This window comes from Allobosea sp. BE125 (assembly GCF_031456075.1).
GTDB lineage: Bacteria > Pseudomonadota > Alphaproteobacteria > Rhizobiales > Beijerinckiaceae > Allobosea.
Map to the genome: position 1 here is coordinate 306,661 of NZ_JAVDTY010000005.1, position 26,159 is coordinate 332,819.

A 26,159-nucleotide genomic window follows, 5' to 3' on the forward strand; every position below is an offset into this window, starting at 1 on the left:
CGAGGGTCAGCCGTTCTTTTCGGTGAGGTTCACGCGCAGATGCGCCTCGCGCAGCTGCTTGGGCGAGGCTTCGGACGGCGCCCCCATCAGCAGATCGACGGCCTGCTGGTTCATCGGGAACAGCGCGACCTCGCGCAGATTCGTCGCCCCGGCCAGGAGCATGATGATGCGGTCGATGCCCGCCGCCATGCCGCCATGGGGCGGCGCGCCGTATTGGAAGGCACGATACATGCCGCCAAAACGCTCGATCACCGTCTCCTCGCCATAACCTGCGATCTCGAAGGCCTTCACCATCGCCTCGGGGCGATGATTGCGGATGCCGCCCGAGGCCAGCTCATAGCCGTTGCAGGCGATGTCGTACTGGAAAGCCTTGATCGCCAGCGGATCGTCATTCTTCAGCGACGCGAGGCCGCCCTGGGGCATCGAGAACGGGTTGTGCGAGAAATCGACCTTCTTGTCGTCCTCGTTGTACTCGTACATCGGGAAATCGACGATCCAGGCGAAGGCGAACGCGTTCTCGTCGATCAAGCCGAGTTCCTGGCCGACCTTGTTGCGGGCGTTTCCGGCGAATTTGTAGAACTTGTCGGGGTTGCCGGCGGCGAAGAAGGCCGCGTCGCCATCCTTCAAGCCGAGCGCGACGCGGATCGCCTCGACCCGCTCAGGACCGATATTGTTGGCGATCGGCCCCGCACCCGCGCCTTCACGCCACATGATGTAGCCGAGGCCCGGCTGTCCTTCCCCTTGCGCCCAGGAGTTCATCCGGTCGCAGAAGGCCCTGGAGCCGCCGGCGGGCGCGGGAATCGCCCAGACCTGGTTCTTCTCATCCTCGAGGATGCGCGCGAAGACCTTGAAGGCCGAGCCGCGGAAATGCGCGGAGACGTCCTGCATCACCAGCGGGTTGCGCAGGTCCGGCTTGTCGGAACCATATTTGCTGATCGCTTCCGCATAAGGGATGCGCGGCCAGTTCTTGGTCACCGACTTGCCGCCGCCGAACTCCTCGAAGACGCCGGCGATCACCGGCTCCATCGTGGCGAAGACGTCTTCCTGCTCGACGAAGCTCATCTCGACGTCGAGCTGGTAGAACTCGCCCGGCAGACGGTCGGCGCGCGGGTCCTCGTCGCGGAAGCAGGGCGCGATCTGGAAATAGCGGTCGAAGCCCGCCATCATCAGGAGCTGCTTGTACTGCTGCGGCGCCTGCGGCAGCGCGTAGAATTTGCCGGGATGCAGCCGGCTCGGCACCAGGAAGTCGCGTGCGCCCTCGGGCGAGGACGCCGTCAGGATCGGCGTCTGGAACTCGGAGAAGCCGGAGGTCTTCATCCGGTTGCGCAGCGAGTCGATCACCTTCGTCCGCAACATGATGTTGTTGTGGAGCTTTTCGCGGCGCAGATCGAGGAAGCGGTACTTCAGCCGGGTGTCCTCGGGATATTCGAGATCGCCGAAGACCGGCAACGGCAATTCGCCGGAAGCGCCGAGAACCTCGATGCCGGTCGCGAAGACCTCGACGGCGCCGGTTGCCAGATTGGCGTTCTCGGTGCCCGTGAAGCGCGCCTTGACCTTGCCGTCGATGCGCACGACCCATTCCGAGCGCACCGCAGCGGCATCGGCGAAGGCCGGAGAATCTGGATCGATGACCACCTGGGTCATGCCGTAATGGTCACGCAGATCGATGAACAGCACGCCGCCATGGTCGCGGATGCGGTGGCACCAGCCGGAGATGCGGACCTGAGCCCCGATGTCGCTCTCGCGAAGGGCGCCGCAGGTGTGGGAACGGTAACGATGCAAGGTCACGGTACTGGTCTCTTCGGAGGTCAAGGCCGTCCGCCGCAGGCGCGCGCACGGTTTCGGGGGTAAGCACACGCCGCGGCGCAGATTGTCAAGAACGCCCGCGACATGGCGATACTCTGTCTGCTATGAGCCGACCTCATGAGCCTCATCACAACCACCCAGGATCTGGCCGACGCCTGCGCGCGCCTGGCTACGCATCCCTTCGTCACGGTCGACACCGAGTTCCTGCGGGAGACGACCTATTATCCAAAGCTCTGCCTGGTCCAGCTCGCCTCGCCGGACGAGGCCGTGTTGGTCGATCCACTGGCGCCCGGCATCGATCTCGCGCCCTTCCTGGCGCTGATGGCCGATGAGGCCGTGGTCAAGGTCTTCCATGCGGCGAGGCAGGATCTCGAGATCGTCTGGATCATCGGCAAGCTGATCCCCAAGCCGCTCTTCGACACGCAGGTCGCCGCCATGGTCTGCGGCTATGGCGACTCGGTCGGCTACGAGCAGCTCGCCAATGACCTCGCCAAGGCGCGGATCGACAAATCCTCGCGCTTCACCGACTGGTCGCGCCGCCCGCTCAGCGACGCCCAATTGGTCTATGCGGAATCCGACGTCACCCATCTGCGCGACATCTATCTCGCGCTCGACGCCGACATCAAAGCCAGCGGCCGCGAGAATTGGGTCGCCGAGGAAATGGCGGTCCTGAACTCGCCCGGCACTTATGAGGTCAAGCCGGAGAACGCCTGGCAGCGTCTGAAGGGCCGGATCCGCAAGCCCAAGGAGCTGGCGCTGCTGATGGAGCTCGCGGCCTGGCGCGAGCGCGAGGCGCAGAGCCGCGACGTGCCGCGCCAGCGCGTGCTCAAGGACGATGCGCTGATGGACATCGTGCAGCGCGCACCCATCTCGGTCGAGGCGCTGGCGGAGCTGCGCTCGGTGCCCAACGGCTTTGAGCGCTCGCGCGCCGGCGGTGAGGTGCTGGCGGCGGTCGCGCGCGGGCTTGCTCTCGATCCCAAGACCTTGCCCCGGCTGGAGCGGGAGCGCGGCCGCGCCACGAACGGCGCCGTGCTCGATCTGCTCAAGGTGCTGCTCAAGGCGGTCGCGGATGCGGAGCGCGTGGCGCCGAAGATCATCGCCTCCTCCGACGATCTGGAAGCCATCTCCTTCGACGACGACGCCGACGTGCCGGCGCTGAAGGGCTGGCGGCGCGAGGTCTTCGGCGAGAAGGCGATCGCGCTCAAGAACGGCAATCTGGGCCTCAGGATCGTGCGCGGCCGGGTTTCCGTCGCTTAGGGATCCATTTACTCCAGCCCTCATCCTGAGCAGCCGCGAAGCGGCGTCTCGAAGGATGCTCCAGATGGTTCCGGAGACTGCTGGAGCATCCTTCGAGACGCGGGCTACGCCCGCTCCTCAGGATGAGGGCTCGGGAGGTGTCCAAACAGCCTCTCGGATCCCTGTGATCCGAACCTGGAAGGCCTTGTCAGCCGAGGCTGATCTCGTACTCGCGGCCGAGCAGCTTGGCGAGTTGCTTCAATCGGCCCGTCACGCGCTCGCTCGACAAGGCATGGAGTTCGCTGGAGAGGCGCAGGACGAGCCGGCTGTCGACGCAGGCCAGCGTCGCGCGCGGCAGAATGCCGGGCATCCCGGCCGAGAGCAGATAGGCGACGCGGAAGGCACCGGCGAGAAGCTGCGAGCGCTCCAGCAGGCGCGGCGTCAGCAACTGCCTCAAGCCGGCGGCAGCGGGAGAATCGCTCTTGGCGCCGGCATAGCGATGGAACACGGTCAGCGCCAGGAAGGCGCGGCCGGCGTGATCGACGCCGCTGAAGGCGGCATGCGCGATCACGTTGAGGCTCTGCTCGCCGCGATAATCGGGATGGGCGCGCCAGCCGATATCGGACAGCAGACAGGCCGCATCCTGCAGGCGGCGACCGGCGGGATCGTCCGGCAAGCCGGCACTTGCGACCAGGCGCTGCACCCACTCGATCAGATCGGCGGCATGGCGCGGCTCGCGGGCGCGCAGCTGGTTGTAGTCCTGTGCGCCGCGCAGCAGCGGGTCGACCCGGCGCTCATCCTCCGGGAGCATGTCGTATAGCAGGCCCTCGCGCACACCGCTCGCCGAGATCACCACCGCGCGCGGACGGCCGCGCTTGATCAGCAGATCGAGCACGAGCGCGCCATAGGCCAGGAGCGGCCGGCGCGCGGAGGAGACGGCGTCGATCGCTTCCAGGACCGAGGCATCGGCGCGCTCGACCAGCCGGGCGAAATCGGCGACATCACGGGCCGGCACGGTATAACCATGCATGACGCTGAGCGGATAGCCGGACTGGCGCTGGTGCAGGGTCGCAAGCGCCCGCCAGGTGCCGCCGACAGCAAAAAAATCCTTGCCGCGCATCGCCGCCAATTGCGGGTGATGATCGAGCTGTTCACGAACGATCTTCTCGGCCAGCTTGATCTGGCCCTTCGCCTTGTCCATCAGCGCGAGGCCGCCGATCGGCAGGCTGATGCCGGGTCCGACGCGGTCGCCATCGACCCCGACAAGTTCGAGCGAGCCACCACCGAGATCGCCGGCGACGCCATGCGGCTCGGCGAATCCGGAAATCACGCCAAGCCCGGAGAGATAAGCCTCACGACCGCCGGAGATCAGTTCGATCCGCTGGCCGATCGCCTGCTCCGCCTTGGCGAGGAAGGCCGGTCCATTGGCGGCCTCACGCGCGGCGGCGGTGGCGATGACGCGGATCTCGCCGACCTGCATCGCCTCGCAAAGGATGCGGAAGCGCAGCAGCGCCTCGAGCGCACGTTCCATCGCGTCCTCGGCCAACCGGCCGGTGGTGGCGACCTGCCGGCCGAGCCCCGCCATTTCCTTCTCGTTGAAGACCTGAGCGGGCGAGCGCGCCAGCATCTCATAGACGACGAGGCGAACCGAGTTCGAACCGATGTCGATGATGGCGATCGTCTCGCCAAGGCTCAACCGCCCCGCAACGAGGCCCATGCCGGTCATCTCAGCTCTTCTTGGCCGCCCGCTTGGGGAGGCTCCTGGGGCTGGAGTTGGAGAGGGATTTTCCACGTCCGGACAGGCTCGGATTGGTCATGAAATATTTATGGGCGTTGAACGACTCGTCGCCCGGGGCCGGGACAATGCGTTGGGAACCGCCATCGGGCAAGATCGTCCAGCTCTGTTCATTGTCGAGGAAATTGGCCTGCATGATCTGTTCGAGCAACTGCTGGTGGACCGTGGCGTTCAGAATCGGCGTCAGCGCCTCGACGCGACGGTCGAGATTGCGCGGCATCAGATCGGCCGAGGAGATGTAGAGCTTGGCCTTGGCCGAAGGCAGGCCGTGGCCTGCCCCGAAGGCGTAGACCCGGGTGTGCTCCAGGAAGCGGCCGACGATCGACTTGACGCGGATGTTCTCGGACAGCCCGGGAACGCCGGGCCTCAGGCAGCAGATGCCGCGCACGACGAAGTCGATCTCGACCCCGGCCTGGCTCGCATCATAGAGCGCGTCGATGATCTCGGGATCGACCAGCGAATTGCACTTGCCCCAGATCGCGCCCTTGCGTCCGGCCTTCACATGGGCGACCTCCTCGGCGATGTCGGAGAGCAGGCGCTGCTTCAGCCCCACCGGCGACACCGACATCTTCTCCAGTTCGGCCGGCTCGGCATAGCCGGTGATGAAGTTGAAGATGCGCGCGACATCCTGCGACATCACCGGGTCGGCGGTGAAGAAGGATACGTCGGTGTAGATGCGCGCCGTGATCGGGTGGTAGTTGCCGGTTGCGATATGGCAATAGGTCACCAGCTGGCCGGCCTCGCGGCGCACCACCATCGACAGCTTGGCGTGGGTCTTGAGCTCGATGAAGCCGTAAACGACCTGGACGCCGGCGCGCTCCAGATCCTTGGCCCAGCGGATATTGGCCTCCTCGTCGAAGCGCGCCTTGAGCTCGACCAGCGCGGTCACCGACTTGCCGGCCTCCGCCGCTTCGGCCAGAGCATGCACGATCGGGGAGTTCGACGAGGTGCGATAGAGCGTCTGCTTGATCGCGACCACGCTGGGATCGCGTGCCGCCTGCTGCAGGAACTGCACGACGACGTCGAAGCTCTCATAGGGATGGTGGACGATCAGGTCTTTCTGGCGGATCGCGGCGAAGCAGTCGCCGGCATGTTCGCGGATGCGCTCCGGGAAGCGGGCGTTGTAGGGCTTGAACTTGAGGTCGGAGCGGTCGACGCCGACGAGCTGCGAGAGCTCGTTGAGGCCGATCATGCCGGCGACATCGACGATCTCGTCGGCGTCGACCTTGAGCTCGCGCACGATCAGCTTGCGCAGATGCGCCGGCATGCCGGTCGAGACCTCGAGCCGGATGACGACGCCGCGCCGACGCAGCTTCAGCATGGTCTCGAAGACGCGCACCAGATCCTCGGCCTCCTCCTCGATGTCGAGATCGGTGTCGCGGATGACACGGAACGAGCCGGTGCCCTTGACGTCATAGCCCGGGAAGAGCTTGCCGATGAACAGCGAGACCGCATCCTCCAGCGTGATGAAGCGATGCAGCCCCTCGCGGCCGAGATCCGGCAGTTCGATGAAGCGGTCCATCTTGATCGGCACGCGGATCAGCGCGTCGAGCTGGCGTCCGTCGCTGATCCTCTCCAGCGCCAGCGCGAGCGTGAAGCCGAGATTGGGGATGAAGGGGAACGGATGCGCGGGATCGATCGCCAGCGGCGTCAGCACCGGAAAGATGTAGTGGAGGAAATAATCCTCCAGCCAGACCCGCTCCTGCTTGCCGACCTCGCTCGGCTCGAGCAGGTGAATCTTGTTCTCATGCAGATCGCGCTTCAGTTCGACCCAGCGCGCCTGCTGGTCGTCCGTCAGCGCCGAGACCGCCTTGCCCAGCTCTGCGAGCTGCTCGGCCGGCGTCAGGCCATCTTGGCTGCGCGTGACCACGCCGGCCTTGAGCTGTTCACGCAGGCCCGAGACGCGGACCATGAAAAATTCATCGAGGTTGGCGGCCGAGATCGAGAGGAAGCGCAGCTGCTCCAGCAGGGGGTGATTGCGGTTCGAGGCCTCTTCCATGACGCGGCGGTTGAACTGCAGCCAGGACAGCTCGCGGTTCATGAAGCGGGCGGGCGATTGCCGCAGCGGGGTATCAGCGCCGAGGGCGTCAATGGCGGGGATGTCGAGGTCCATGATTTCTGCCGTTTGCGCGTTCATCTGCTTCGCTTTTGCCCCTGCCGCCGCTCTTGCCGCGTCAGTTCCGCCGCTTCGATCCCGTCCGCTCTTGAAGCCACCCTAGCGTGACGCTTCGATGACATTCGATCCCGGCCTTCATGTCCATTGCATCTGCCGGATCACGGTTCAGGACGCGGCCCGCTCCTTGACCAGCCCGTCCACAAACAAATCGAGCACTTTGGCCATGGTTCCTTCGATCTCCGCATCGGCGACCTGCCAACTCGGGAAATGGCCATCGACCAGCATGCGCGCCAGACCATACACCAACGCACGCGCCGCGATCTGGATCAGGTGCCTGTCGTTGCAACGCAGAAGCCCGCGTTGCGCCGCCTCCAGCAACAGGGCTTCGATCTGAGCTTGGATTTCGGCGTTCTCCCGCCCCAGCGACGGCGATCCCTCGAAATCGATCGAGCGCCGTGACGAGATGATTTCGAAATGGGTCGGATTGCGTCTGGCCCAATCGAGATAAGCCCGCCCGATGGCGCGGATGCGCAGCATCGGATCGTCAGCCACCTCCTGCGCGAGCGCCAGCGCGATTTCGGCCCTGAAGCGCCGCATAGCCTCCTCGGCCACCGCCGTCATCAGCGTCATCTTGTCCGGGAAGTGGCGGAACGGAGCTGCCGGCGAGACCCCGGCCAATCGCGCCGCCGCCCGGACACTCACCGCCGAGAGGCCCCCCTCCTCAGCCAGCTTGAGCGCCTGCTCGACGAGTTCCTCGCGCAAATTGCCGTGATGATAGGCCGAACCGCCCTCACCCGCCTCGCGGTCTCCTGTCCGAGTCGGTTTCACGGTGCTCATGGAGCGAAGCTAGTGCACGTTCCGCCGCAGGAGGAAACCCGCCAGTAAAGCCGGAAACCCGTTCCGAAAATAGGAGAAGCGCCCTTGCATCACAATCATGTAATCATCGATTACATTCATTGCCTGGAGCGACCGCGGATGCAATCGTCGCTTACAGCGACGCACACCTCTCACGAAACGGCCCCGACATGACAATCGCACGCAACCAGCCGAAGCCATCATTTCCGGCAGGCCTGCTGGAAGGCTGGCCCCTCCTTGGGCTGCTCGCATCCGGGCTGGTTTTGGGCGTGCTTGCCGCGCTTGCCACCTCGTCGGGCGGAAGCGACGGCATCAGGCTGGTCATCCGCATCACGGCGCGGACGTCCCTGGTATTGTTCTGCCTGGCTTTCACGGCCTCGGCCCTGTTCCAGGCCTGCCCCACTATCTGGACACGCTGGCAAAGGCGGAACCGGCGTTATCTCGGACTGTCCTTCGCCCTGTCCCATGGCCTGCACGGGCTTGCCATCATCGCCCTGGCCAGCACGGCCCCGACCCTGTTCGAGCAGCTCAGCAACACGGGAACTCTGATCTCGGGCGGGCTCGCCTATCTTTTCATCCTCGCCATGGCCGCAACATCGTTCGACAGAACCGCCGCCATGATCGGCCCGAAAGCCTGGCGCTGGCTCCATCTGTGCGGGGCTTATTACATCTGGCTCAGCTTCATGGTAACCTTCGGCAAGCGCGCGGTCATGGACCCGTTCTACTGGCCTTTCATCACAGTGCTGATCGCTGCCCTGGCTCTCCGGCTTTGCCTGCGCAGGAAGCCGCTGAACGCCGCGACGGCGATGGCTGGATCATAATACCGCACTTGCGCGAGCCTTGCCGGTCCTGTTCTTGTCGTGCAGCGCCACCCTTACAGCGCCACCCTCGCAGCCTGCCATTCAGATCAGAGAAATGACTTGTCCCAGATCGAGACCCCTCACGACGATGGCGACATCGTCTACCCCGCCGCCATCCCCTTCGTGCTGGCGCATCTCGCCTGTCTGGGCGCGATCTGGAGCGGCGTGACCTGGACCTCGGTCTGGCTGGCGATCGGCCTGTACTGGCTGCGGATGTTTGCCGTGACGGGCGGCTATCACCGCTATTTCTCGCACCGGACCTACAAGACCAGCCGCTTCGGGCAGTTCCTGCTGGCGCTGCTGGCGCAGTCGACGGCGCAGAAGAGCGTGCTCTGGTGGGCCTCCAAGCACAGGCACCATCACCGCTACGCCGACACCGAGCACGACGTGCATTCGCCGGTGCTGACCTCCTTCGCCTATTCGCATCTCGGCTGGATCTTCGCCCGCGGCCATGACCGCTTCGACCCGTCGACGATCACGGACCTGACGAAGTTTCAGGAATTGCGCCTGCTCCATCGTTTCGAGATCGCGCCCGCGATCCTGCTCGCCTTGATCTGCTTTGCCATCGATGGCTGGGCCGGGCTGTTCGTCGGCTTCTTCTGGTCGACGGTCTGCGTCTTCCACGCCACCTTCTGCATCAACTCCCTGGCGCATGTGCATGGCGACAAGGACTATGTCACCGGCGACGAGAGCCGCAACAATTGGTGGCTGGCGGTCATCACCATGGGCGAAGGCTGGCACAACAACCATCACGCCTATCAGTACAGCGTGCGCCAGGGCTTTCGCTGGTGGCAGTGGGATCCGACCTATTACATCATCCTCGGGCTCTCGAAGCTCCGGCTGGTCTGGGAACTGAAGGAGCCGCCGCAAGCGGTCATCGAGCGCTCCCAGGCGCTGCCGCCGCGCGTGATCGAGCGCTCGGCCGAGCGACTGGCTGCTTCCGTGCCTCTGGAACGCGCCATTGCAGCCTTCTGGGAGGCCTATGCCGCGACGCCGAGCCTTTCGGATCTGCATCTGCCGACCATGACGCTGGCCGACCTGCGCACAGCGCTGGCCGATCTGCAGCATCGCGCCGGAGATCGCCTGGTCGAAATGCAGCAGCAGGCGCATGAGGCGCTGGCACAACTGCATCTGCCGGTCCTGCCGACGCGCGAGGAATTGACGGAGAAAGCTGCCGCCATGTTCGTCAAGACGCCCTCACTCGATGCCATCGCGGCACGCGCCCATGACCTGCTGACCGAGGCGATGTACGCCCGGTTGGTCTCGCAGCCATCGGCGGCCCCGCCGCGCGGCTGATTCACTCGGCCGGGAACAGTGCCGCCAGCGCCTCGGCCGCGAGCGCGCGGGTGACGCGCCGGCCGCGTTCAAGCGAAAGCCGGTCGAGCGTATCGACCAGCGCGCGCGCTGCCGCGAAGGAGCGCTCCATCCTGAGCGCCAGCATCTCGATGATGCCGGCATCGATGATGAGCTGCCGGTCGATGAAGAGCTTGACCAGCACCGCCCGCAGCAGCGCGTCGTCGGGTGGCGCGATCGTCGCCTGCGGCGCCAGCCTCAGGCGCGACAGCAGATCGGGCACGCGCAGGCCCCAGAGATCGGGGGCACTGCGCGCCGTCAGCAGCAGGAAGCCGCCTTTCGCCTTCATCGCATTCATCAGGTGGAACAGCGCCGGCTCGTCGCGGACGCCCTGGTCGCAATCCTCGACCACGAGAGCGCCGCCGGAGATCAGATGCGGGACGCTCTCCTGCGTGACCTCGGCGACCGAAACCGTCCAGGCATGGGCGATCTTCGCCCAGATCGCGGCGAGATGGGTCTTGCCGGCGCCCTCGGGCCCGACGAGCCGCAGCCAGGATTCAGGCCAGTTGGGCCAAGCCTCGACCAGGCCATAGGCGGCCTCGTTCGAGGGGCCGATCAAGAAATCCTCGATCCCGTGGCGGCTATCGACCGGCAGGTCGAGCGCAAGCTGGCGGGGGCGGCTGGGCAGATCAGACATGATTGATCAGACATCCGCCCCGGCGCGCGCGCGGAGTTTCGCGGCCTTGGTCGTGTCGCCGCCATGATAGATGTTGCTGGCGAGGTATTGCCTGAGCGCGAAGCGACAGAGCACGCCCATGACGGCCGCCAGCGGCACCGCCAGCAACAGGCCGACGAAGCCGAACAGCGTGCCGAAGGCGAGCAGCGCGAACATCAGCCAGACCGGATGCACACCGATCGAGCCGCCGACGAATTTCGGCTGGAAGATGTTGCCTTCGAGGAACTGGCCGGCGGCGAAAACGGCGAGCGTCGCCAGCGGCCAGGTCCAGTCCGGCCAGAACTGGACGATGGCGACGCCGACCGCGAGCACGAGCCCCGTCAGTGAGCCGACATAGGGAATGAAGGAGAGGAAGCCGCTGATGATGCCGATCAACGCGCCGAAATTGACGCCGAGCAGGCTCAAGCCCACCGCATAGAAGATACCGAGCAGCAGGCAGACCAGTGCCTGGCCGCGCAGGAAGCCGGCGATGGCGACATCCATCTCGTGAAGCAGGCCACGAATGGTATCGCGATGGTCGAGCGGCAACCAGCCGTCGACGGTCGCGATCATGCGGTCCCAATCGACAAGCAGGTAGAAAGCGATCACCGGCGTCAGCACCAGGAGCGAAAACACCCCGATGATGGCGGTGCCGCCGGTCCAGAGCGACTGCAGCACGCTGCCGGCCCATTTGGTGCCCTCGCCGACGAGATTGCCGAGCGAACTCTGGGCCTCGGTGGCGAGCTTCGCACCGCCAAGCCGCTCCAGCCAGGGAGCGCCGCGCTCAAGCACGAGCGCCTGGAGCTTTGCCGCGTCGGCGGGCAGACGCTGGACCAGTCCGGCCAGCTGCTGGCCGAGCAGCGGTGCGAGCAGCACCAGCGCCAGCACGAAGACCAGCAGGAAGACAAAGAGGATGACGATCGTCGCCGCGAGCCGGCCCAACCCCATCCTCTCCAGCCGGTCGGCCAAGGGATCGAGCAGATAGGCGAGCGCCAGCGCCGCGACGAAGGGCAGCAGCACGTCGCGCAGCAACACGAGCAGCAGCACGAACACGACGAGCGAGGCCAGCCAGAAGCCGATTTGACGTTGCAGGGTCATCGATCCAGGCCCCTCATGCGGGATGCGAAGAAGTGAGAACCGATCTTTCGCATGAATCCTGTTCTCACCAATCCTGCTCTCACGTTTCTATCAGAAGCGGACTCAAGGCTTTGTGGGTCGGCGATCATGCGCTGCACAAATGGGCGAAGCAGATGAAAGTTCCAAGAGCCGGATGATTTCAGATGGAATCACGAATTGATCCCGTCTGAAATCTGAATCCGTCTGTTATCAAAGAGTTAGAGCAGGATCGATGCGAAAAACCGGTCTCCACTTTTTCGCATCCTGCTCCAGGGGCCCGAGATCGTCGTTACCCTTCCCCGCGGCCAGCAGCCTCACGCCGCCAGAGCCTCACGCCGCCATGTGCCGCAACCAGAAGGTGAGATAGGCGGTCATCGAGCCGAGCGTCAACAGAGCCACCAGAAGTTGGCCAAGCTGCATGGCTTGGCCCGGATCGACACCGAAGGCGCGCGAGCCCAGCACCAGCGCCGCGAAGGCGATCTGCGCGGCAGTATTGAGCTTGCTGACGATGAAGGGCGCGATCTCGACCGGCCGCTCCATCACCCAGGACAAGATCACGGCCGAGACGATCATGACGTCGCGGGACACCACCAGGATGACGAGCCAGGAGGGTATGGCCCCGACCACGGCCAGGGTGATGTAGATCGAGACGATCAGCGCCTTGTCGGCCACGGGGTCGAGATAGGCGCCGAGTTCGCTGGCCATATCGAAACGCTTGGCAATAAAGCCGTCGACGGCGTCCGACACGCCCGCCGCCACGAAGATGATGAAGGCAAGCTGCCAGCGCGCATCGATGATCATGACGATCACGAGCGGCACCAGAATGAGGCGGCCGATGGTGATCAGGTTGGGAAGCGTCATGCGATGGGGTTCGCGCAGGCGGGGCTGTGACGCTAGAACCCGAATCGGTGGATCGGCAAGGGCGAAAGCGCTGTCCCGGCTTGCAAGCGGCGCCGCGCTTGCCTATCGCTCGCCTCAAACAGGATGAGGCTGCAGATCATGACAAAGCCCGGCGCGAACGGACTGACCTATGCGCAGGCAGGCGTCGACATCGACGCCGGCAACGCCATGGTCGACGCCATCAAGCCTCTCGTGCGCTCGACGCGCCGTCCCGGCGCCGACGCCGAGATCGGCGGCTTCGGCGGTTTGTTCGATCTCAAGGCCGCCGGCTTCAACGATCCGATCCTGGTTGCGGCCAATGACGGCGTCGGCACCAAGGTCAAGATCGCCATCGAAAGCGGGCTGCATGCGACGATCGGCATCGACCTCGTCGCGATGTGCGTCAACGACCTTGTCGTGCAGGGCGCCGAGCCACTGCTCTTCCTCGATTACTACGCCACCGGCAAGCTCGACCCCAAGGTCGGTGTCGAGATCGTGCGCGGCATCGCCGATGGCTGCCGGCAAGCGGGCTGCGCGCTGATCGGCGGCGAGACCGCCGAGATGCCCGGCATGTATGCCGACAAGGATTACGATCTCGCGGGCTTCGCGGTCGGCGCGGCCGAGCGCGGGACGCTGCTGCCGCGTGCCGATCTCGCGCCGGGCGACGTCGTCTTCGGCCTGCCCTCCTCCGGCGTGCATTCCAACGGCTATTCGCTCGTCCGCCGCATCGTTGCGCTTGCCGGATTGAGCTGGGATGCGCCCGCCCCCTTCGCGCCCGGCCAGAGCCTGGCCGAGGCGCTGCTGACCCCGACACGGATCTATGTGAAGACCCTGCTCGCGGCGCTGAAGGCGACGGACGGCATCAAGGTGCTCGCCCATATCACCGGCGGCGGCTTTCCCGACAACATCCCTCGCGTCCTGCCCGAAGGGCTCGGCGTCTCGCTCGATCTGTCGGCCATCTCCGTCCCGCCCGTCTTCGCCTGGCTCGCAGCGACCGGCGGTGTCGTCGAGCGCGAGATGCTGCGCACCTTCAATTGCGGTATCGGCATGATCGTCGCAGCCGACGCCGCCAAGGCCGATGAGGTAGAGGCTGCCCTGAAGGCCGCCGGCGAACCCGCCATCAGGCTCGGCGAGGTCGTCTCGCTCGCCGCCGGCGACGAGCCCGTCAGCTATCGCGGCAAGCTCGCCCTGTGAGCACGCCGATCGTCCGCAAGCGCACCGCGGTCCTGATCTCCGGGCGCGGTTCCAACATGCTGTCGTTGGCGCAGGCCGCGCAGGCGGAGGATTTCCCCGCCGAGATCGCGCTCGTGCTGTCGAACATCCCCGGCGCCGGCGGGCTCGAACGCGCCAGCGCCTTGGGCATCGCGACCGCGACGGTGGACCACCGCGCCTTCAACAGGGATCGCGAGGCCTTCGAGCGCGCCATGGACGAGGTCCTGCGCATCAACCAGATCGAGTTGATCGCGCTCGCCGGCTTCATGCGGATCATGACGCCCTGGTTCGTCCGGCGCTGGGAAGGGCGACTGATCAACATCCACCCTTCGCTGCTGCCCCTGTTCAAGGGCACGCATACCCACCGGCAGGCGCTTGAGGCCGGCGTCACGGAGCATGGCTGCAGCGTGCACTTCGTCGTGCCCGAGCTCGATGCCGGACCGGTGATCGCCCAGGCCAAGGTGCCCGTGCTGCCGGGCGACGACGAGGACAGCCTGAGCCAGCGCGTGCTGGCGCAGGAGCACACGCTTTATCCGCGCGCGCTCGCCGAGGTCGCCTCCGGCCGTGTCACGCTGGTCGAGGGCGCGATCGCGCGGCTCTGAGCCACCTCCCGCTGCTCGCAGGCGGCCCTGTCGCGCTCATCCTCCTGCTGCTGCCAGCGTCGCAACAGATCGGCGCGCCGCGCCGGGTAGCGCTCCTCGCGCAAGGCGAGGTCGGTGATGCGGTCGGTGCGGAAATGGCGGAACGCCTCACGCAACTCGCACCAGGCGATGACGATGCGCACCCGCTCGTAGAAGGTCATGCCGATCGGCCAGATCATGCGCTGCGATTCCCGCCCCGCCTCGTCGCGATAGCGGATCGAGAGCTTGCGGCCTTGCCGAATCGCGGCGCGGACGCCGGCGACATCGACCTGGTCGACCGGCTTCTCCGAGCCATAGGCGGGAGCGAACAAGGCGCCATCGAGCAGGATCGGCTTGAGGTGTGTCGGCAGCACGGCTGCGACCTTGCTGACCACATCCTCGGCCGCGCGCGCCAGAACAGGGTCCGCCCGCTCGCTGAGCCAGCGCATGCCGACCAGGACCGCCTCGATCTCGTCGGGCGACAGCATCAGCGGCGGCAGGTCGAAGCCGGCATCGAGGACATAGCCGATGCCGGCCTCACCCCGGACCGGCACGCCCTGGCGCATCAGCGCGGCGATGTCGCGATAGACGGTGCGCACCGAGACATCGAGCTCGGCGGCGAGCGTATCGGCCGTCACGGGCCGGCGCCGGCGGCGCAAGCTCTGGATCAGATCGAGCAATCGTTCGGCGCGCTGCATGTTCTTCAGTTTCCACCCGAGCTTCGTCAGGTTCAGATTGGCCCAGCCTGCTGACGAATCCTGTCAGGAGCGTGGCAGTAGCCGCCAGGCCGGCGAGAATGCCAAGAGGAAACCGCGAGATGATCACCCTGCACAGCTTCGGGCCAGGCTTCGGCCTGCCTGATCCGAGCCCGTTCTGCATCAAGGCCGAGATCCTGCTGCGGATGGCGGGGCTACCGTTCGAGCGCGAGACCGGGACCATGCGCATCCTGCTCTCACTGATAGTTGAGAGACGGATTCAGATGTCAGATGGGATCACTCCGTGATTCCATCTGACATCATCCGGCTCGCGGCGCCTTCACGATGTCGGCGCTCAGCGCGATCTTCGACTCCGCTATCCGCGGCGTCGTCGAAAGCCACCCCAATCTCGTCGCTTATGAAGCGCGGATCAGGGCGCGTTTCTTTCCGGAGGCCGCAGCCGTCAAAGCGGCCGCTTGAGCTTGCACGTGTCGAGGAACTGCAGACCCTTCTCGCGCGCCGTGTCGTTGAAATAGCCGGTGTCGCGGAAGGCCTGGATCTCGTCCTTGGACATGGCGTTGACCGTGCCCTTGGCGTAACAGCTGCACGGCGTATGCACCGCCTCGCGCGTCGTCTGCAGCAATTGCGACTGGGTATGCAGGCAGGCGTCGAAGGCGCGCAGCTGGATCATATAGGGGGTGAGGTTCTTCGCCGTCGGGTCCGGCGGCGGGAGCGGCGCGGAGCTGCTCGCGGCCAGTACGACCGTGCCCATCAGCACAGACAATCCACCGGCCAAAACGACCGCACCCATCCGCCGCATCATCATGATTTCACAAGCCCTAAGAAAACGGGCTCCTGATTGCATGATTCATGCCTCGCCCGCGCGTCGGCGATGGTTCACAGCGCCTCGCAAAGGTCAAGAGCGCGGAAGGTCACGCCCGCTTGATCCACACCTTCACGTCATGAAAAGCCGCGCCGCCGAAGGGGGCAACGGCGTCCGCCCCCGTAATCGTGTTGATGCCGCGCCCATGCTTGTGCGCCGCATTGGGCCAGATCGACTCGGCGATGACGACGCCGCGCACCAGCCCCTCGAACAGCACGGCGTGGAGATATACGCTGCCGCGGCTGTTGCCGACGATGACCTCGTCATCGGCGGCGATGCCGAGCTTTTCCGCATCGCCGGGATGCAGCATCAGCGTCGGTCGCCCCTCCTTCTTCTGCGAGCCCGGGGTCTCGGTGAAGGTCGAATTCAGGAAGCTGCGCGCCGGGCTCGTCGCCAGGCGGAAGGGATGCGCGGCATCGGCGTTCTCGATGACCGCCCAATGGTCGGGCAGCGCCGGTATCTGCAGGTAAGGGCCGACCGTGCCGGCATTGGCATTGGGCACCTTCGGCCAATCGGGTTTGAAGCGGAACTTCTTGTCGCGGTAGCCGAAGCCGTCGAGATAATGTGCCGTACGATAATCCGGCTGTATGTCGTGGAAGTCATTGGCGATCAGTTCGTCGAGCGTGCCGCGCCCGCTCTCGCGCAACGTCCAGTCGACGATCTCGCGCGGCGACATCTGGAAGCCGCGATGCTGGGCACCGAGCCGCTCGGCGAGCGCACAGATGACCTCATGGTTCGAGCGGCATTCACCGGGCGGGTCGACCAGCTTGCCGCCCCACATGATGTGCTGGTGGCCGCCGCCCTGATAGATATCGTCATGCTCCATGAACTGGGTCGCCGGCAGCACGATGTCGGCCATCCCGGCCGTCTCGGTCATGAATTGCTCATGGACGACGGTGAAGAGGTCGTCGCGGGCAAAGCCCTGCTTGACCAGCTCCTGCTCGGGGGCGACCGAAACCGGGTTGGTATTCTGGATGAAGAGCGCCTTGACCGGCCCGCCCTGCCGCAGCGCCTCTGCATCGCCGGTAAGCACCCGGCCGATCTGCGACTGATCGAGCTGGCGGATTTTCGGATCGATGAGGTCGAGCCCCTCGATCAGGCTCTTGCGCCATTTGTAGATGCCGCTGTTGCTGTGGAAGGCGCCGCCGCCCTCATATTGCCAGGCTCCTGTCACGGTCGTCACGCAAAGCGCCGCATGCATCGAGACCACGCCGTTGCGCTGGCGAGCAAAGCCGTAGCCGAGCCGGAAGAAGCTCTTCTTGCGCGTGCCGACGAGGGCCGCGAACTCCTCGATCTGCGCAACCTCGAGCCCGGTGATCGCAGCCGCCCATTCCGGCGTGCGGCTGGTGAGATGCGCTTCGAGCTCGTCTGGGGCATCGGTGTGCTGCGCCAGATAGTCGCGGTCGGCATGACCATCGCGGAAGAGGACATGCATCACCCCGCAGGCGAGCGCCGCATCCGTGCCAGGCCGCAGCACCAAGGCGAGGTCTGCCTGGGCGAGCGTGGCATTATGATAGATGTCGATGGCGACGATCTTGGCGCCGCGCGTCTTCCGCGCCTTGACGGCGTGGTGCATCACATTGACCTGGGTATGCACGGCGTTGGTGCCCCAGATCACCACGCAATCCGATTTGGCCATCTCGCGCGGATCGGGTCCCGCGAGACGGCCCGTGCCGGCGATGAAGCCGGTCCAGGCCATGGTGGTGCAGATCGTCGAGTACTGGCCGGAATAGCCCTTGGCGTGGCGCAGGCGGTTGATGCCGTCGCGCATGACGAGGCCCATGGTGCCCGCATAATAATAAGGCCAGACGGCCTGCGCGCCGTGCTCGTCCTCTATCGCCAGGAAACGGCGTGCGATCTCGTCGAGCGCCTCGTCCCAGGATATCCGCTCGAACTGGCCAGAGCCCTTCGGACCGGTCCTGCGCATGGGATACAGCAGCCGGTCGGGATGGTGGATGCGCTCGGAATAGCGCGCGACCTTGGCGCAGATCACCCCGTCCGTGTAGCTCTGGCGCTTGCTGCCGCGCACCCGCCCGATGCTGCGCCCATCGATGACCTCAACCTCCAGAGAACAGGCGGAGGGGCAGTCATGCGGGCAAACGGATGGCAGATGGGCGATGCGGGGAAGTTCGGTCATACCTGCTTATTAGACGAAGTTCAGAGCAGGAGAAATGGCGAGCCCGGGCAGCCATAGCTTTCTCGGCGGCTCTCGACGCAGCCGGCGCGCGCGCGTCAACCGGCGGTTAACACTAACGAGTCAAGTTGAGTGAGGTTGTGTTCGGTAAAGGCGCCTCGGCGCCGGAGTTCTCATCGATGCGTTGCGTTGTGTTCCTGGCGGGCCTGCTGGCCTGTCTCGCCCTTTCGTCCGGCCAGCGCGCTTTTGCGCAGTCGAGCGACTACAGCACCCTCACCTCGCCCGAATCCGCGCAGCACTGGAATCTGACGCTGGGAGCCGGCCTGCGCTACCAGCCCGATTATTCAGGCTCCAACAACTACGTCTTCCGGCCGCGTCCGATCATCTCGCTCGGCAAGGGCGTGAAGAGCACCTGGTGGGTGGCAGAGGATGATGCGCTCTCGATCGGCTTCTTCTCCGGCAAGGGCTGGCGCATCGGCTTCTCCGGCAATCTGCTCTGGGAGCGCAAGGCCAGCACCAATCCCGCTCTGGTCGCGGTTCCCGATACGAAATTCGGCGTCGAGGCCGGCGGCTTCGCCGAGTTCTATCCGGCCTCCTGGCTGCGCGCCCGCGTCGATCTGCGGCGCGGCTTCGTCGCCCATGACGCGCTGGTCGCCGAAATCAAGCTCGACGCCATCGCCAGGGTCGGCCAGTGGTCGTTCGGCGCCGGTCCGCGCATGAGCATCGTCGGTGCGGATTATCTGCGGACCTATTTCGGCTCCTATCCCGGCACCGCCGGCACTGGCGGGCTGCTGCAGCGCTACAATGCCGGGATCCATTCCTATGGTGCGATCGCGCAGGCGACCTATAACTGGTCCGAACGCCTCTCGACCACGACCTATATCGAGTACAAGCGCCTGGTCGGCGATGCCGCCAAGTCGCCGATCGTGAGAACCTATGGCTCACGCGACTCGATCACGCTCGGCATCTCAGCGAGCTACGCCTTCGATCTCGGCTTCTGAGCGCGAACTCCGACCCCCGTGAGCCAAACCCCGTGAGCCGAGACCAGGCCACGGGGTTTCATCGGCAAGGCCGGCACGCTATATCCTCTAGAAGCTAGAGGATTAGGAGGCCGCCGCGATGGAACAGATGCCGATCGGCGCGCTGTCGGAGGCGACAGGCGTCAAGGTCCCGACGATCCGCTTCTACGAGGAGATCGGGCTCCTGCCCGCCCCCATTCGCACGCAGAGCAACCGCCGCAGCTATGGCGACGCCCATCTGCAGCGCCTGCGCTTCATCCGGCATGCGCGCGATCTTGGCTTCGCCGTCGACGATATCCGCGAATTGCTGGCGATGGCGGCCGAGCCGCAGGCGTCGTGCGACCGCGCCGACAGCATCGCGCAGCGCCATCTCGCTGATGTCGAACGGCGCATCGCCCAGCTCCAGTCGCTACGCGGCGAGCTCCAGCGCATGGTCGGCGAATGCCAGCACGGCCGGGTGGCCGAATGCCGCGTGATCGAATCGCTCGCCGATCACGGCCACTGTCTGCACGATCACCGCGTGGCGTGAAAAATTTGGCGTGAACAAAAAAGGCGGGCTCGAGAGCCCGCCTGCACGTCATCCAACCTGCCGTCATCCTGAAACTGCGCCGCTACGCGGCTTGTCCAAGACGACGGTGTGGATTTTGAGAGATCAGCCGACGATCTCGTTGCCGGCGAAGAACTGCGCGATCTCGATCGCGGCCGTCTCGGGCGCGTCGGAGCCGTGCACGGTGTTCTCGCCGACCGACTGGGCGAAGAGCTTGCGAATCGTGCCCTCAGCCGCATTGGCCGGGTTGGTGGCGCCCATCACGTCGCGGTAGGTCGCGATCGCGTTCTCGCCTTCGAGAACCTGCACCACGACCGGGGCGGAGATCATGAACTCGACCAGCTCGCCGAAGAAGGGACGTGCCGAGTGAACCGCATAGAAGGTCTCGGCCTGGGCCTTGGTCATCTGGATGCGCTTCTGCGCGACGATGCGCAGGCCGGCCTTCTCGATGACCGCGTTGACCGCGCCGGTGAGATTGCGCCGCGTCGCATCGGGCTTGAGAATGGAGAAGGTACGCTGGACAGCCATCGATATATCCTTGGGGAATTTCTGGAGAATGCGGCGCGCTTATAGCGGCCGCCTCTCCACCCCACAAGGCTCCCGGGCGTTTCAGCGGATCGCTGCGGCAATCAGTGGCGCGTCAGGAAGCTGCGGGCCTCGCGCAGCGCCTCGGCGATCTCGTCGCGCGTCATTTCGAGCGCCAGCTCCTGGCGGTGGGCAGCGGCCCGGCCACAACCACGCGCCAGGGCGACGTTGAACCATTTCTGCGCCGCGACGAGATCGACCGGCTGATTGCGGCCCGCGGCATACATCAGTCCAAGCTCGTAATAGGCCTCGGCGGAAGCTTCCGTCGGGATCACCAGCGAAGCGGGGATCGCGCTCATTTCCATGCGTGCCATGACAGCCACCCTCTTGTCCTGTTGCGCCGAGCACCCGTCCAAGGCCGCGGCTTGTGACGACGAGATTTGGCCTCAGCCCTTAAAGAGGCCGCTAAAAATCGCGATGAATCGAAGCTCAACGAGATGTAATCGCCGGGTTAAATCAACGATCGGTTCATGCTGGCAGCGCGAAAAGCCACGTGATTTCAATAGCCTCCCGTTGGGTCAGCATTCGCCGCGTTGACGCGCTATTCACCTTGGCGCGCGGATACCCGCTTCATCCTCCCGTTAAAGCAGGCTTGGAGACGGATCACGCCTCCGATATGGTTCACATCTGAACCATGCAGCATAGCTGGTCTGACAAGGGAGGATCGACATGAACAAGCATGCAATCACAGGCCGCCCCAAGCTTCTGGGTCTCGGGCTTTTAGGTCTTGGGCTCCTGATCGGAATGGCCGCGACGCCTGCCATGGCCCAGGATGTCACCGGCACATGGTTGCGCGACACCGGCGCCTCGCGCGTCCGCTTCGCCAAATGCGGCGAAGCGGTCTGCGGCACCATCGCCTGGCTCAAGGATCCCAACGGTCCTGCCAAGATCGGCCAGCGCATCTTCTACGACATGAAGCCGGCCGGCGCCGGCAAATGGAGCGGCAGCGCCTTCAACCCCGAGGACGGCAAGACCTATTCGGGCACGATGACGCTGGCCGGCGACGCGCTGACGACATCGGGCTGCGTGCTCGGCGGCCTGATCTGCCGCTCGGTGAAGTGGTCACGGGCGAACTGACGCGCGAAGGGATGTCATCCTCGGGCGGTTTCGTCATTGTGAGAAGCGCAGCGACGAAGCAATCCAGGGCCGTCGAGCGAGACCTTCTGGATTGCTTCGCTCCGCTCGCAATGACGGATTGTGACCTAGGGGTCTCAGCGCGCCTTTTGGTTGAATAGCATCGCGTGCTCCTCGGGCGTGCGCTGCTCCGGCGGCTTGCGCAGCTCCGAAGCGACGGCAAGGCCACGCTCGACGGCCGGGCGTGCCAGCATCGTCGCGATCCAGCGCTCGACATGCGGAAACTGCTTGATGTCCTGGCCCTGGCGCTCCCAACCGCGCGCCCAACCGATGCAAGCCATATCGGCGATCGAATAGTCGCCGGTGATGTAGTCGCGACCGGCGAGACGCTTGTTCAGGACGCCATAGAGGCGGTTCGCCTCATTGGTATAGCGCTCGATGGCATAGGGCACCTGCTCGGGCGCGTAGAGCCGGAAATGATGGGTCTGGCCGAGCATCGGACCAAAGCCGCCCATCTGCCAGAACAGCCATTCATCGACCGCGACGCGGCCGCGCTCGTCGGCGGGATAGAACTTGCCGGTCTTGCGACCGAGATATTGCAGGATCGCGCCGGATTCGAAGACCGAGATCGGCTTCCCGTCAGGCCCCTCGGGGTCAACGATCGCCGGCATGCGGTTATTGGGCGAGATCGCCAGGAACTCCGGCTTGAACTGGTCGCCCTTGCCGATGTTCACGGGAATGACGGCGTAGGGCAGCCCGCACTCCTCGAGCATGATGGTGATCTTCCAGCCATTCGGCGTCGGCCAGTAGTGGAGATCGATCGGCTTGGTCTGAACCTGTGCCATGCTGCGCTTCCCGTCGGTTGCTGGATGCGACAGATCTAGTCTCACCCGCGCCGGCCTGGAAGCACCGGCCCCCGCGCCACGAGCGACCTCGCCATGTCGTGAGGTCGGGCGAAAGGCGTTCGGCAGAATCAGCAGCCCCTCTAGGCTCCTCGCAGCAAGCGGGTTATGGACGCGCCATGGAGACCGTCGCGTCGCAAGAACTCTTCGCCCATGTCCGGATCGTCATGGGCATGGTCACCGGGCTGGGCGTAACCCGGCTGCTGACCGGCACCGCCGGCTTCATCCAGCATCCCGCCCGGCACCGCCTGTCGCTGATCCACCTGCTCTGGGTCGGCTCGATCCTGCTCGAACTGATCCTGTTCTGGTGGTGGGAGTTCGCACTCTCGCGGATTCCCGTCTGGAATTTCGGCGTCTTCACCTTCCTCATCGGCTATGCCGTCGTCCTCTACATGCTGGCGGCCCTGCTCTTTCCCGACAACATCTCGGAATATGCGGGCTATGAGGACTTCTTCATCAAAAGGCGCCGCTGGTTCTTCAGCCTGCTGGCGGCGACCTTCGCCCTCGACGTGACGGATACGCTGATCAAGGGTTCGGAGCGCTGGAGCCAGCTGAGCAGCGCCTATCTGCTGCAGGTTCCCATCGGCCTCGCCCTATGCCTCCTTGGCTTCCTCGTCGCACGGCGATCCGTGCAGATCACCGTGGCAGCCCTCCATCTCGCGATGCAGTTTCTCTGGATCCTGCAGGCCTTTTGAGACTTGCCGGATCGACCGCTACGGCTCGATCACGAATTTGAAGCCCTCATGGCTCTGGGCGAAGCCGAGATTGACGTAGAAGCGATGCGCGTCGGTCCGCGCCTTGTCGGAGGTCAGCTCGACAAGGCCGATGCCCTGAGCCTTCGCGGTGTCGATCGCATGGCGCATCATCACCGCGCCGATGCCGTGCCCGCGGCACTCCGGCGCGACATGGACGCTTTCAATCTTGCCCCGCCTGCGGCCGCGCGCGGCGAGCCCTGGGATCACGGTGAGCTGGTAGGTTCCGACGACGACGCCCCCGCGTTCGGCGACGAAGAGCAGGTTGTGCGGGCTCTTCGCGATCTCGGCGAAGGCCTCGCGATAGGCGGGATGGGCGGCCTCAACCGCGATATCGTCGGGCGTCTTCGCGTCGCGCGCCGCGCCCAGCATGATGAGTTCGACGGTGCGCGCGACGTCCTCCGGTTGGGCGCGACGGATCTTGATCGTGTCATTGTTTAAGGGGATCAACCGACGATTCCTTGTTTTTCTCGCCGTTACCGAGCAGGGCAACGACGCAGGGGGCAAGCCGAGAATGCATCGCTTGCAAGCCCGCAGTCTTCGCTTATGGCTCACTTTTCCAGACTAACGCCTGGGTCTCGCTGATTTCGCTACCGACATGCGTCATTTGATAGAACGCAGCAGAAAGAGCCTCGGCGGAGAAATCTGTCTTCACGAGGATATAGACATTGTCCACAAGCACATTCGCAAAGTTGTGCTTACGAATGCGGCGGACAATGCAATCGTGGAGGCTCGCATGTCCATCCGAGAGGACGATCTTGCACGTAGCCGCGTAGTATTGTCCGGCGCTAAATTGCTGCAAAAAACCGGCGACGGGCCAGAAGTTGAGCAGGAACTGCCGTTCACCGAAGGGTATTACGTCATAGGCCCTCACTCGGCGAAGAGCCGCTTCGCCATCAGCAGCGTGTTCGGGGTGTCCTCGCGTCCGTCGAAGCGGGCCTGACGCTGCAGGAAGAACCCCATGCGCTCGTAGAAGGCGATGGCCGGCTCGTTCTGGCTCTCGACTTCCAATCGCGCGACCGGGGCCTGCGGAAAACAGGCCAGCGTCACCTGCAGCAGCGTGCGGCCGACGCCGATGCCCTGATAGCTCGGGAGGACGTAGAGCCTCGTCAGCAGCGCTGCACGGTCGCGCTCCAGCCGCGCCGAGGCGGTTGCGATGATCTCCTCGCCGACCAGGGCGACAAGAAAGGCTCCACTCTCGCGCCCGAGCTGGGCCGAGAGATTCTCCAGCGAATGCCAGGCATTGGTGATCTCGGCGACGCGCTGCCAGCCATAGATGCCGTCATAGGTCGCATGCCAGGTCTCGACCAAGAGACCGCGCACCGCCGGGAGGTCGGCGGGCAGCGCGTCGCGGATGATGAGACCGTCTGGCGTCACTCGATGCCCAGCTTGGCTTTCAGGATCTCGTTCAGGGCCTGCGGGTTGGCCTTTCCGCCCGAAGCTTTCATCGCCTGGCCGACGAACCAGCCCAACATGGTCGGCTTCGCCTTGACCTGCTCGACCTTGTCGGGATTGGCGGCGATCAGCTCATCCACCGCCTTCTCGATCGCGCCGGTGTCGGTGACCTGCTTCATGCCGCGGGCCTCGACGATTTCACGCGGATCTCCCCCTTCCGACCAGAGGATCTCGAACAGATCCTTGGCGATCCGGCCCGAGATGACACCCTCGCCGATCAGCTCGACCAGCCCACCGAGCTGGGACGCCGAGACCGGCGAGGAGCCGACATCCTGGCCCTCCTTGTTCAGCCGGCCGAAGAGCTCGTTGATCACCCAGTTCGCTGCGGCCTTGCCGTCGCGGCCTTTCGCCACGGCCTCGAAATAGTCGGCCTGCTCGCGCTCTGCCACCAGCACCGAGGCGTCATAGGCCGAGAGGCCGTATTCCGCGATGAAGCGCGCCTTCTTGGCATCAGGCAATTCCGGCAGGACGCTCTTCAGCTCCGCGACGAAGGCGTCGTCGAATTCGAGCGGCAGCAGGTCCGGGTCCGGGAAATAGCGATAGTCATGCGCCTCTTCCTTGGAGCGCATCGAGCGCGTCTCGCCCTTGCCGGGGTCGTAGAGCCGCGTCTCCTGGTCGATCGTGCCGCCATCCTCGATGATGCCGATCTGGCGGCGCGCCTCGACTTCGACCGCCTGGCCGATGAAGCGGATCGAGTTGACGTTCTTGATCTCACAGCGCGTACCCAGCTCCGCGCCGGGCTTGCGGACCGAAACGTTCACATCGGCGCGCAGATTGCCCTTCTCCATGTCGCCGTCGCAGGTGCCGAGATAGCGCATGATGGTGCGCAGCTTGGTGACATAGGCGCGCGCCTCTTCGGCCGAGCGCAGATCCGGCTTCGAGACGATCTCCATCAGCGCCACGCCCGAGCGGTTGAGATCGACGAAGCTCATCGTCGGATGCTGGTCGTGGATCGACTTGCCGGCATCCTGCTCCAGATGGAGGCGCTCGATGCCGACCGTGATCTGCTCGGTCGGCGACAGGTCGACGACGATCTCACCCTCACCGACAATCGGGCTTTTGTACTGGCTGATCTGGTAACCCTGCGGCAGATCGGGATAGAAGTAGTTCTTGCGGTCGAAGACCGAACGGTTGTTGATCTGGGCGTTGAGGCCCAAGCCGGTGCGCACGGCCTGGCGGATGCACTCGGCATTGATGACCGGCAGCATGCCCGGCATGGCGGCATCGACGAGGCTGACATGCTCGTTCGGCTCGGCGCCGAACGCCGTGGAGGCGCCGGAGAAGAGTTTCGCATTGGAGGTCACCTGTGCATGGATCTCCATGCCGATCACCACTTCCCAATCGCCGGTCGCTCCCTTGATCAGCTTCTTGGGGTCGGCGGGGCGAACATGCGCGTTCATCTTGGCTCTTTCGACTTGAAAATCTCGGCTACGGGTTACGATTTCGGCGCGCGGCCGGCAAGCGGCTGTTGCCCTCCTGTCACCACTTGGCCGTATTGTGGCGTATTTGCCCCTTGTTTGCCTTAGTGTCGAGTGAACGATCTTGACAATCGTCAGCCCGATCCCCTTCTTGCAGCAAAATCCGGAAACCCTCGCTGGTTGCGCCGGTCC

General features: G+C 64.9%; 28 protein-coding genes. 11 read left to right on the forward strand and 17 right to left on the reverse strand.

Translation table 11 applies throughout. From position 1 onward, the window contains the following. Nucleotides 1-6 precede the first annotated feature (6 nt). Nucleotides 7-1,782 (reverse strand): aspartate--tRNA ligase, encoded by a 1,776-nt coding sequence (gene aspS, locus J2Y55_RS14285; RefSeq protein ID WP_310154368.1) that lies wholly within the window; start codon nt 1,780-1,782, stop codon nt 7-9. A 141-nt stretch (nt 1,783-1,923) separates the two neighbouring features. On the opposite strand from aspS, the gene rnd reads away from it, so the two are divergent. Continuing rightward, a complete protein-coding gene (gene rnd / locus J2Y55_RS14290; protein WP_310154136.1) occupies nt 1,924-3,063 on the forward strand; it encodes a ribonuclease D in 1,140 nt (379 codons plus the stop codon). 187 nt (nt 3,064-3,250) lie between these two features. Here the strand turns inward: rnd and ppx are convergent, their stop codons facing one another. From ppx to J2Y55_RS14305, 3 genes are all read right to left on the reverse strand, one after another. Continuing rightward, on the reverse strand, nt 3,251-4,768 hold the full coding sequence (gene ppx, locus J2Y55_RS14295) for an exopolyphosphatase (RefSeq protein ID WP_310154139.1): 1,518 nt from the start codon (nt 4,766-4,768) through the stop codon (nt 3,251-3,253). A 1-nt stretch (nt 4,769) separates the two neighbouring features. Continuing rightward, on the reverse strand, nt 4,770-6,974 hold the full coding sequence (locus J2Y55_RS14300; protein WP_404978916.1) for an RNA degradosome polyphosphate kinase: 2,205 nt from the start codon (nt 6,972-6,974) through the stop codon (nt 4,770-4,772). 144 nt (nt 6,975-7,118) lie between these two features. Continuing rightward, the gene (locus J2Y55_RS14305) at nt 7,119-7,715 is read right to left on the reverse strand and encodes a TetR/AcrR family transcriptional regulator (RefSeq protein ID WP_310154143.1); all 597 of its coding nucleotides are present in this window, start codon (nt 7,713-7,715) and stop codon (nt 7,119-7,121) included. A gap of 263 nt (nt 7,716-7,978) precedes the next feature. On the opposite strand from J2Y55_RS14305, the gene J2Y55_RS14310 reads away from it, so the two are divergent. Then, nucleotides 7,979-8,629 carry a hypothetical protein gene (locus J2Y55_RS14310; protein WP_310154148.1) on the forward strand — a complete coding sequence of 217 codons (651 nt, stop codon included), beginning with the start codon at nt 7,979-7,981 and terminating at the stop codon, nt 8,627-8,629. A gap of 99 nt (nt 8,630-8,728) precedes the next feature. Further along, entirely contained in the window at nt 8,729-9,964 is a 1,236-nt protein-coding gene (locus J2Y55_RS14315; protein ID WP_310154150.1) for an acyl-CoA desaturase, read from the forward strand. A 1-nt stretch (nt 9,965) separates the two neighbouring features. Here J2Y55_RS14315 and J2Y55_RS14320 read toward each other — a convergent pair whose 3' ends face one another. From J2Y55_RS14320 to J2Y55_RS14330, 3 genes are all read right to left on the reverse strand, one after another. After that, nucleotides 9,966-10,658, reverse strand: coding sequence for a P-loop NTPase family protein (locus J2Y55_RS14320; protein WP_310154152.1), 693 nt, complete (start codon nt 10,656-10,658; stop codon nt 9,966-9,968). 6 nt (nt 10,659-10,664) lie between these two features. Continuing rightward, nucleotides 10,665-11,774, reverse strand: coding sequence for an AI-2E family transporter (locus J2Y55_RS14325; RefSeq protein ID WP_310154154.1), 1,110 nt, complete (start codon nt 11,772-11,774; stop codon nt 10,665-10,667). 348 nt (nt 11,775-12,122) lie between these two features. Next, nucleotides 12,123-12,653 (reverse strand): CDP-alcohol phosphatidyltransferase family protein, encoded by a 531-nt coding sequence (locus tag J2Y55_RS14330; RefSeq protein ID WP_092165072.1) that lies wholly within the window; start codon nt 12,651-12,653, stop codon nt 12,123-12,125. Between the two features lie 138 nt (nt 12,654-12,791). Between J2Y55_RS14330 and purM the strand changes: the two genes are divergently transcribed. After that, nucleotides 12,792-13,865: a phosphoribosylformylglycinamidine cyclo-ligase gene (purM, locus tag J2Y55_RS14335; RefSeq protein WP_310154158.1), complete on the forward strand. Its 1,074-nt coding sequence runs from the start codon at nt 12,792-12,794 to the stop codon at nt 13,863-13,865. Next, nucleotides 13,862-14,485: a phosphoribosylglycinamide formyltransferase gene (purN, locus tag J2Y55_RS14340; RefSeq protein WP_310154160.1), complete on the forward strand. Its 624-nt coding sequence runs from the start codon at nt 13,862-13,864 to the stop codon at nt 14,483-14,485. Before purM ends, purN begins: the two co-directional genes overlap by 4 nt. Here the strand turns inward: purN and J2Y55_RS14345 are convergent. Further along, complete coding sequence (locus J2Y55_RS14345; RefSeq protein WP_310154162.1) at nt 14,413-15,201, reverse strand: helix-turn-helix transcriptional regulator; 789 nt, start codon at nt 15,199-15,201, stop codon at nt 14,413-14,415. The two genes, purN and J2Y55_RS14345, sit on opposite strands and share 73 nt — an antisense overlap. A 119-nt stretch (nt 15,202-15,320) precedes the next feature. On the opposite strand from J2Y55_RS14345, the gene J2Y55_RS30095 reads away from it, so the two are divergent. Further along, nucleotides 15,321-15,506 (forward strand): thioredoxin domain-containing protein, encoded by a 186-nt coding sequence (locus J2Y55_RS30095; RefSeq protein ID WP_404978917.1) that lies wholly within the window; start codon nt 15,321-15,323, stop codon nt 15,504-15,506. 37 nt (nt 15,507-15,543) lie between these two features. Beyond that, on the forward strand, nt 15,544-15,678 hold the full coding sequence (locus tag J2Y55_RS14355; RefSeq protein WP_310154165.1) for a hypothetical protein: 135 nt from the start codon (nt 15,544-15,546) through the stop codon (nt 15,676-15,678). Here J2Y55_RS14355 and J2Y55_RS14360 read toward each other — a convergent pair. Further along, nucleotides 15,662-16,009 (reverse strand): hypothetical protein, encoded by a 348-nt coding sequence (locus J2Y55_RS14360; protein WP_310154167.1) that lies wholly within the window; start codon nt 16,007-16,009, stop codon nt 15,662-15,664. The genes J2Y55_RS14355 and J2Y55_RS14360 overlap by 17 nt on opposite strands. Nucleotides 16,010-16,130: 121 nt before the next feature. Beyond that, on the reverse strand, nt 16,131-18,218 hold the full coding sequence (locus J2Y55_RS14365) for a molybdopterin-containing oxidoreductase family protein (RefSeq protein ID WP_310154169.1): 2,088 nt from the start codon (nt 18,216-18,218) through the stop codon (nt 16,131-16,133). A 176-nt stretch (nt 18,219-18,394) separates the two neighbouring features. Between J2Y55_RS14365 and J2Y55_RS14370 the strand changes: the two genes are divergently transcribed. Further along, nucleotides 18,395-19,216 carry a MipA/OmpV family protein gene (locus J2Y55_RS14370; protein ID WP_310154171.1) on the forward strand — a complete coding sequence of 274 codons (822 nt, stop codon included), beginning with the start codon at nt 18,395-18,397 and terminating at the stop codon, nt 19,214-19,216. 118 nt (nt 19,217-19,334) lie between these two features. Further along, on the forward strand, nt 19,335-19,763 hold the full coding sequence (locus J2Y55_RS14375; RefSeq protein WP_092165058.1) for a MerR family transcriptional regulator: 429 nt from the start codon (nt 19,335-19,337) through the stop codon (nt 19,761-19,763). A 123-nt stretch (nt 19,764-19,886) separates the two neighbouring features. On the opposite strand, the gene ndk is transcribed toward J2Y55_RS14375, so the two are convergent. Continuing rightward, a complete protein-coding gene (gene ndk / locus J2Y55_RS14380; protein WP_310154174.1) occupies nt 19,887-20,309 on the reverse strand; it encodes a nucleoside-diphosphate kinase in 423 nt (140 codons plus the stop codon). A gap of 101 nt (nt 20,310-20,410) precedes the next feature. After that, the gene (locus J2Y55_RS14385; RefSeq protein ID WP_244546197.1) at nt 20,411-20,680 is read right to left on the reverse strand and encodes an SEL1-like repeat protein; all 270 of its coding nucleotides are present in this window, start codon (nt 20,678-20,680) and stop codon (nt 20,411-20,413) included. A 355-nt stretch (nt 20,681-21,035) separates the two neighbouring features. Between J2Y55_RS14385 and J2Y55_RS14390 the strand changes: the two genes are divergently transcribed. Continuing rightward, on the forward strand, nt 21,036-21,443 hold the full coding sequence (locus J2Y55_RS14390) for a DUF2147 domain-containing protein (RefSeq protein ID WP_310154176.1): 408 nt from the start codon (nt 21,036-21,038) through the stop codon (nt 21,441-21,443). Nucleotides 21,444-21,577: 134 nt separating this feature from the next. Here the strand turns inward: J2Y55_RS14390 and J2Y55_RS14395 are convergent, their stop codons facing one another. Continuing rightward, nucleotides 21,578-22,285, reverse strand: coding sequence for a glutathione S-transferase N-terminal domain-containing protein (locus J2Y55_RS14395; RefSeq protein WP_310154178.1), 708 nt, complete (start codon nt 22,283-22,285; stop codon nt 21,578-21,580). A gap of 176 nt (nt 22,286-22,461) precedes the next feature. On the opposite strand from J2Y55_RS14395, the gene J2Y55_RS14400 reads away from it, so the two are divergent. Then, nucleotides 22,462-23,037, forward strand: coding sequence for a hypothetical protein (locus J2Y55_RS14400; RefSeq protein WP_310154180.1), 576 nt, complete (start codon nt 22,462-22,464; stop codon nt 23,035-23,037). A gap of 18 nt (nt 23,038-23,055) precedes the next feature. Here J2Y55_RS14400 and J2Y55_RS14405 read toward each other — a convergent pair whose 3' ends face one another. From J2Y55_RS14405 to gatB, 4 genes are all read right to left on the reverse strand, one after another. Next, entirely contained in the window at nt 23,056-23,544 is a 489-nt protein-coding gene (locus J2Y55_RS14405) for a GNAT family N-acetyltransferase (RefSeq protein ID WP_310154182.1), read from the reverse strand. A 94-nt stretch (nt 23,545-23,638) separates the two neighbouring features. Further along, nucleotides 23,639-23,968: a hypothetical protein gene (locus tag J2Y55_RS14410; RefSeq protein WP_310154183.1), complete on the reverse strand. Its 330-nt coding sequence runs from the start codon at nt 23,966-23,968 to the stop codon at nt 23,639-23,641. Next, complete coding sequence (locus tag J2Y55_RS14415; protein ID WP_310154184.1) at nt 23,965-24,471, reverse strand: GNAT family N-acetyltransferase; 507 nt, start codon at nt 24,469-24,471, stop codon at nt 23,965-23,967. Before J2Y55_RS14415 ends, J2Y55_RS14410 begins: the two co-directional genes overlap by 4 nt. Next, complete coding sequence (gene gatB / locus J2Y55_RS14420; protein ID WP_310154185.1) at nt 24,468-25,949, reverse strand: Asp-tRNA(Asn)/Glu-tRNA(Gln) amidotransferase subunit GatB; 1,482 nt, start codon at nt 25,947-25,949, stop codon at nt 24,468-24,470. The genes J2Y55_RS14415 and gatB overlap by 4 nt, the downstream gene beginning before the upstream one ends. Nucleotides 25,950-26,159 lie beyond the last annotated feature (210 nt).

Coding starts and splice junctions, on each gene's coding strand:
- J2Y55_RS14300 (WP_404978916.1), bottom strand. CDS start 6,974: ATGAACGCGCAAACGGCAGAAATCATGGACCTCGACATCCCCGCCATT.
- J2Y55_RS14390 (WP_310154176.1), top strand. CDS start 21,036: ATGAACAAGCATGCAATCACAGGCCGCCCCAAGCTTCTGGGTCTCGGG.
- J2Y55_RS14375 (WP_092165058.1), top strand. CDS start 19,335: ATGGAACAGATGCCGATCGGCGCGCTGTCGGAGGCGACAGGCGTCAAG.
- J2Y55_RS14330 (WP_092165072.1), bottom strand. CDS start 12,653: ATGACGCTTCCCAACCTGATCACCATCGGCCGCCTCATTCTGGTGCCG.
- ppx (WP_310154139.1), bottom strand. CDS start 4,768: ATGACCGGCATGGGCCTCGTTGCGGGGCGGTTGAGCCTTGGCGAGACG.
- ndk (WP_310154174.1), bottom strand. CDS start 20,309: ATGGCTGTCCAGCGTACCTTCTCCATTCTCAAGCCCGATGCGACGCGG.
- J2Y55_RS14345 (WP_310154162.1), bottom strand. CDS start 15,201: ATGCAGCGCGCCGAACGATTGCTCGATCTGATCCAGAGCTTGCGCCGC.
- J2Y55_RS14385 (WP_244546197.1), bottom strand. CDS start 20,680: ATGGCACGCATGGAAATGAGCGCGATCCCCGCTTCGCTGGTGATCCCG.
- J2Y55_RS30095 (WP_404978917.1), top strand. CDS start 15,321: ATGATCACCCTGCACAGCTTCGGGCCAGGCTTCGGCCTGCCTGATCCG.
- J2Y55_RS14355 (WP_310154165.1), top strand. CDS start 15,544: ATGTCGGCGCTCAGCGCGATCTTCGACTCCGCTATCCGCGGCGTCGTC.
- J2Y55_RS14370 (WP_310154171.1), top strand. CDS start 18,395: ATGCGTTGCGTTGTGTTCCTGGCGGGCCTGCTGGCCTGTCTCGCCCTT.
- J2Y55_RS14395 (WP_310154178.1), bottom strand. CDS start 22,285: ATGGCACAGGTTCAGACCAAGCCGATCGATCTCCACTACTGGCCGACG.
- J2Y55_RS14325 (WP_310154154.1), bottom strand. CDS start 11,774: ATGACCCTGCAACGTCAAATCGGCTTCTGGCTGGCCTCGCTCGTCGTG.
- J2Y55_RS14400 (WP_310154180.1), top strand. CDS start 22,462: ATGGAGACCGTCGCGTCGCAAGAACTCTTCGCCCATGTCCGGATCGTC.
- rnd (WP_310154136.1), top strand. CDS start 1,924: ATGAGCCTCATCACAACCACCCAGGATCTGGCCGACGCCTGCGCGCGC.
- J2Y55_RS14365 (WP_310154169.1), bottom strand. CDS start 18,218: ATGACCGAACTTCCCCGCATCGCCCATCTGCCATCCGTTTGCCCGCAT.
- J2Y55_RS14310 (WP_310154148.1), top strand. CDS start 7,979: ATGACAATCGCACGCAACCAGCCGAAGCCATCATTTCCGGCAGGCCTG.
- J2Y55_RS14360 (WP_310154167.1), bottom strand. CDS start 16,009: ATGGGTGCGGTCGTTTTGGCCGGTGGATTGTCTGTGCTGATGGGCACG.
- J2Y55_RS14320 (WP_310154152.1), bottom strand. CDS start 10,658: ATGTCTGATCTGCCCAGCCGCCCCCGCCAGCTTGCGCTCGACCTGCCG.
- gatB (WP_310154185.1), bottom strand. CDS start 25,949: ATGAACGCGCATGTTCGCCCCGCCGACCCCAAGAAGCTGATCAAGGGA.
- purM (WP_310154158.1), top strand. CDS start 12,792: ATGACAAAGCCCGGCGCGAACGGACTGACCTATGCGCAGGCAGGCGTC.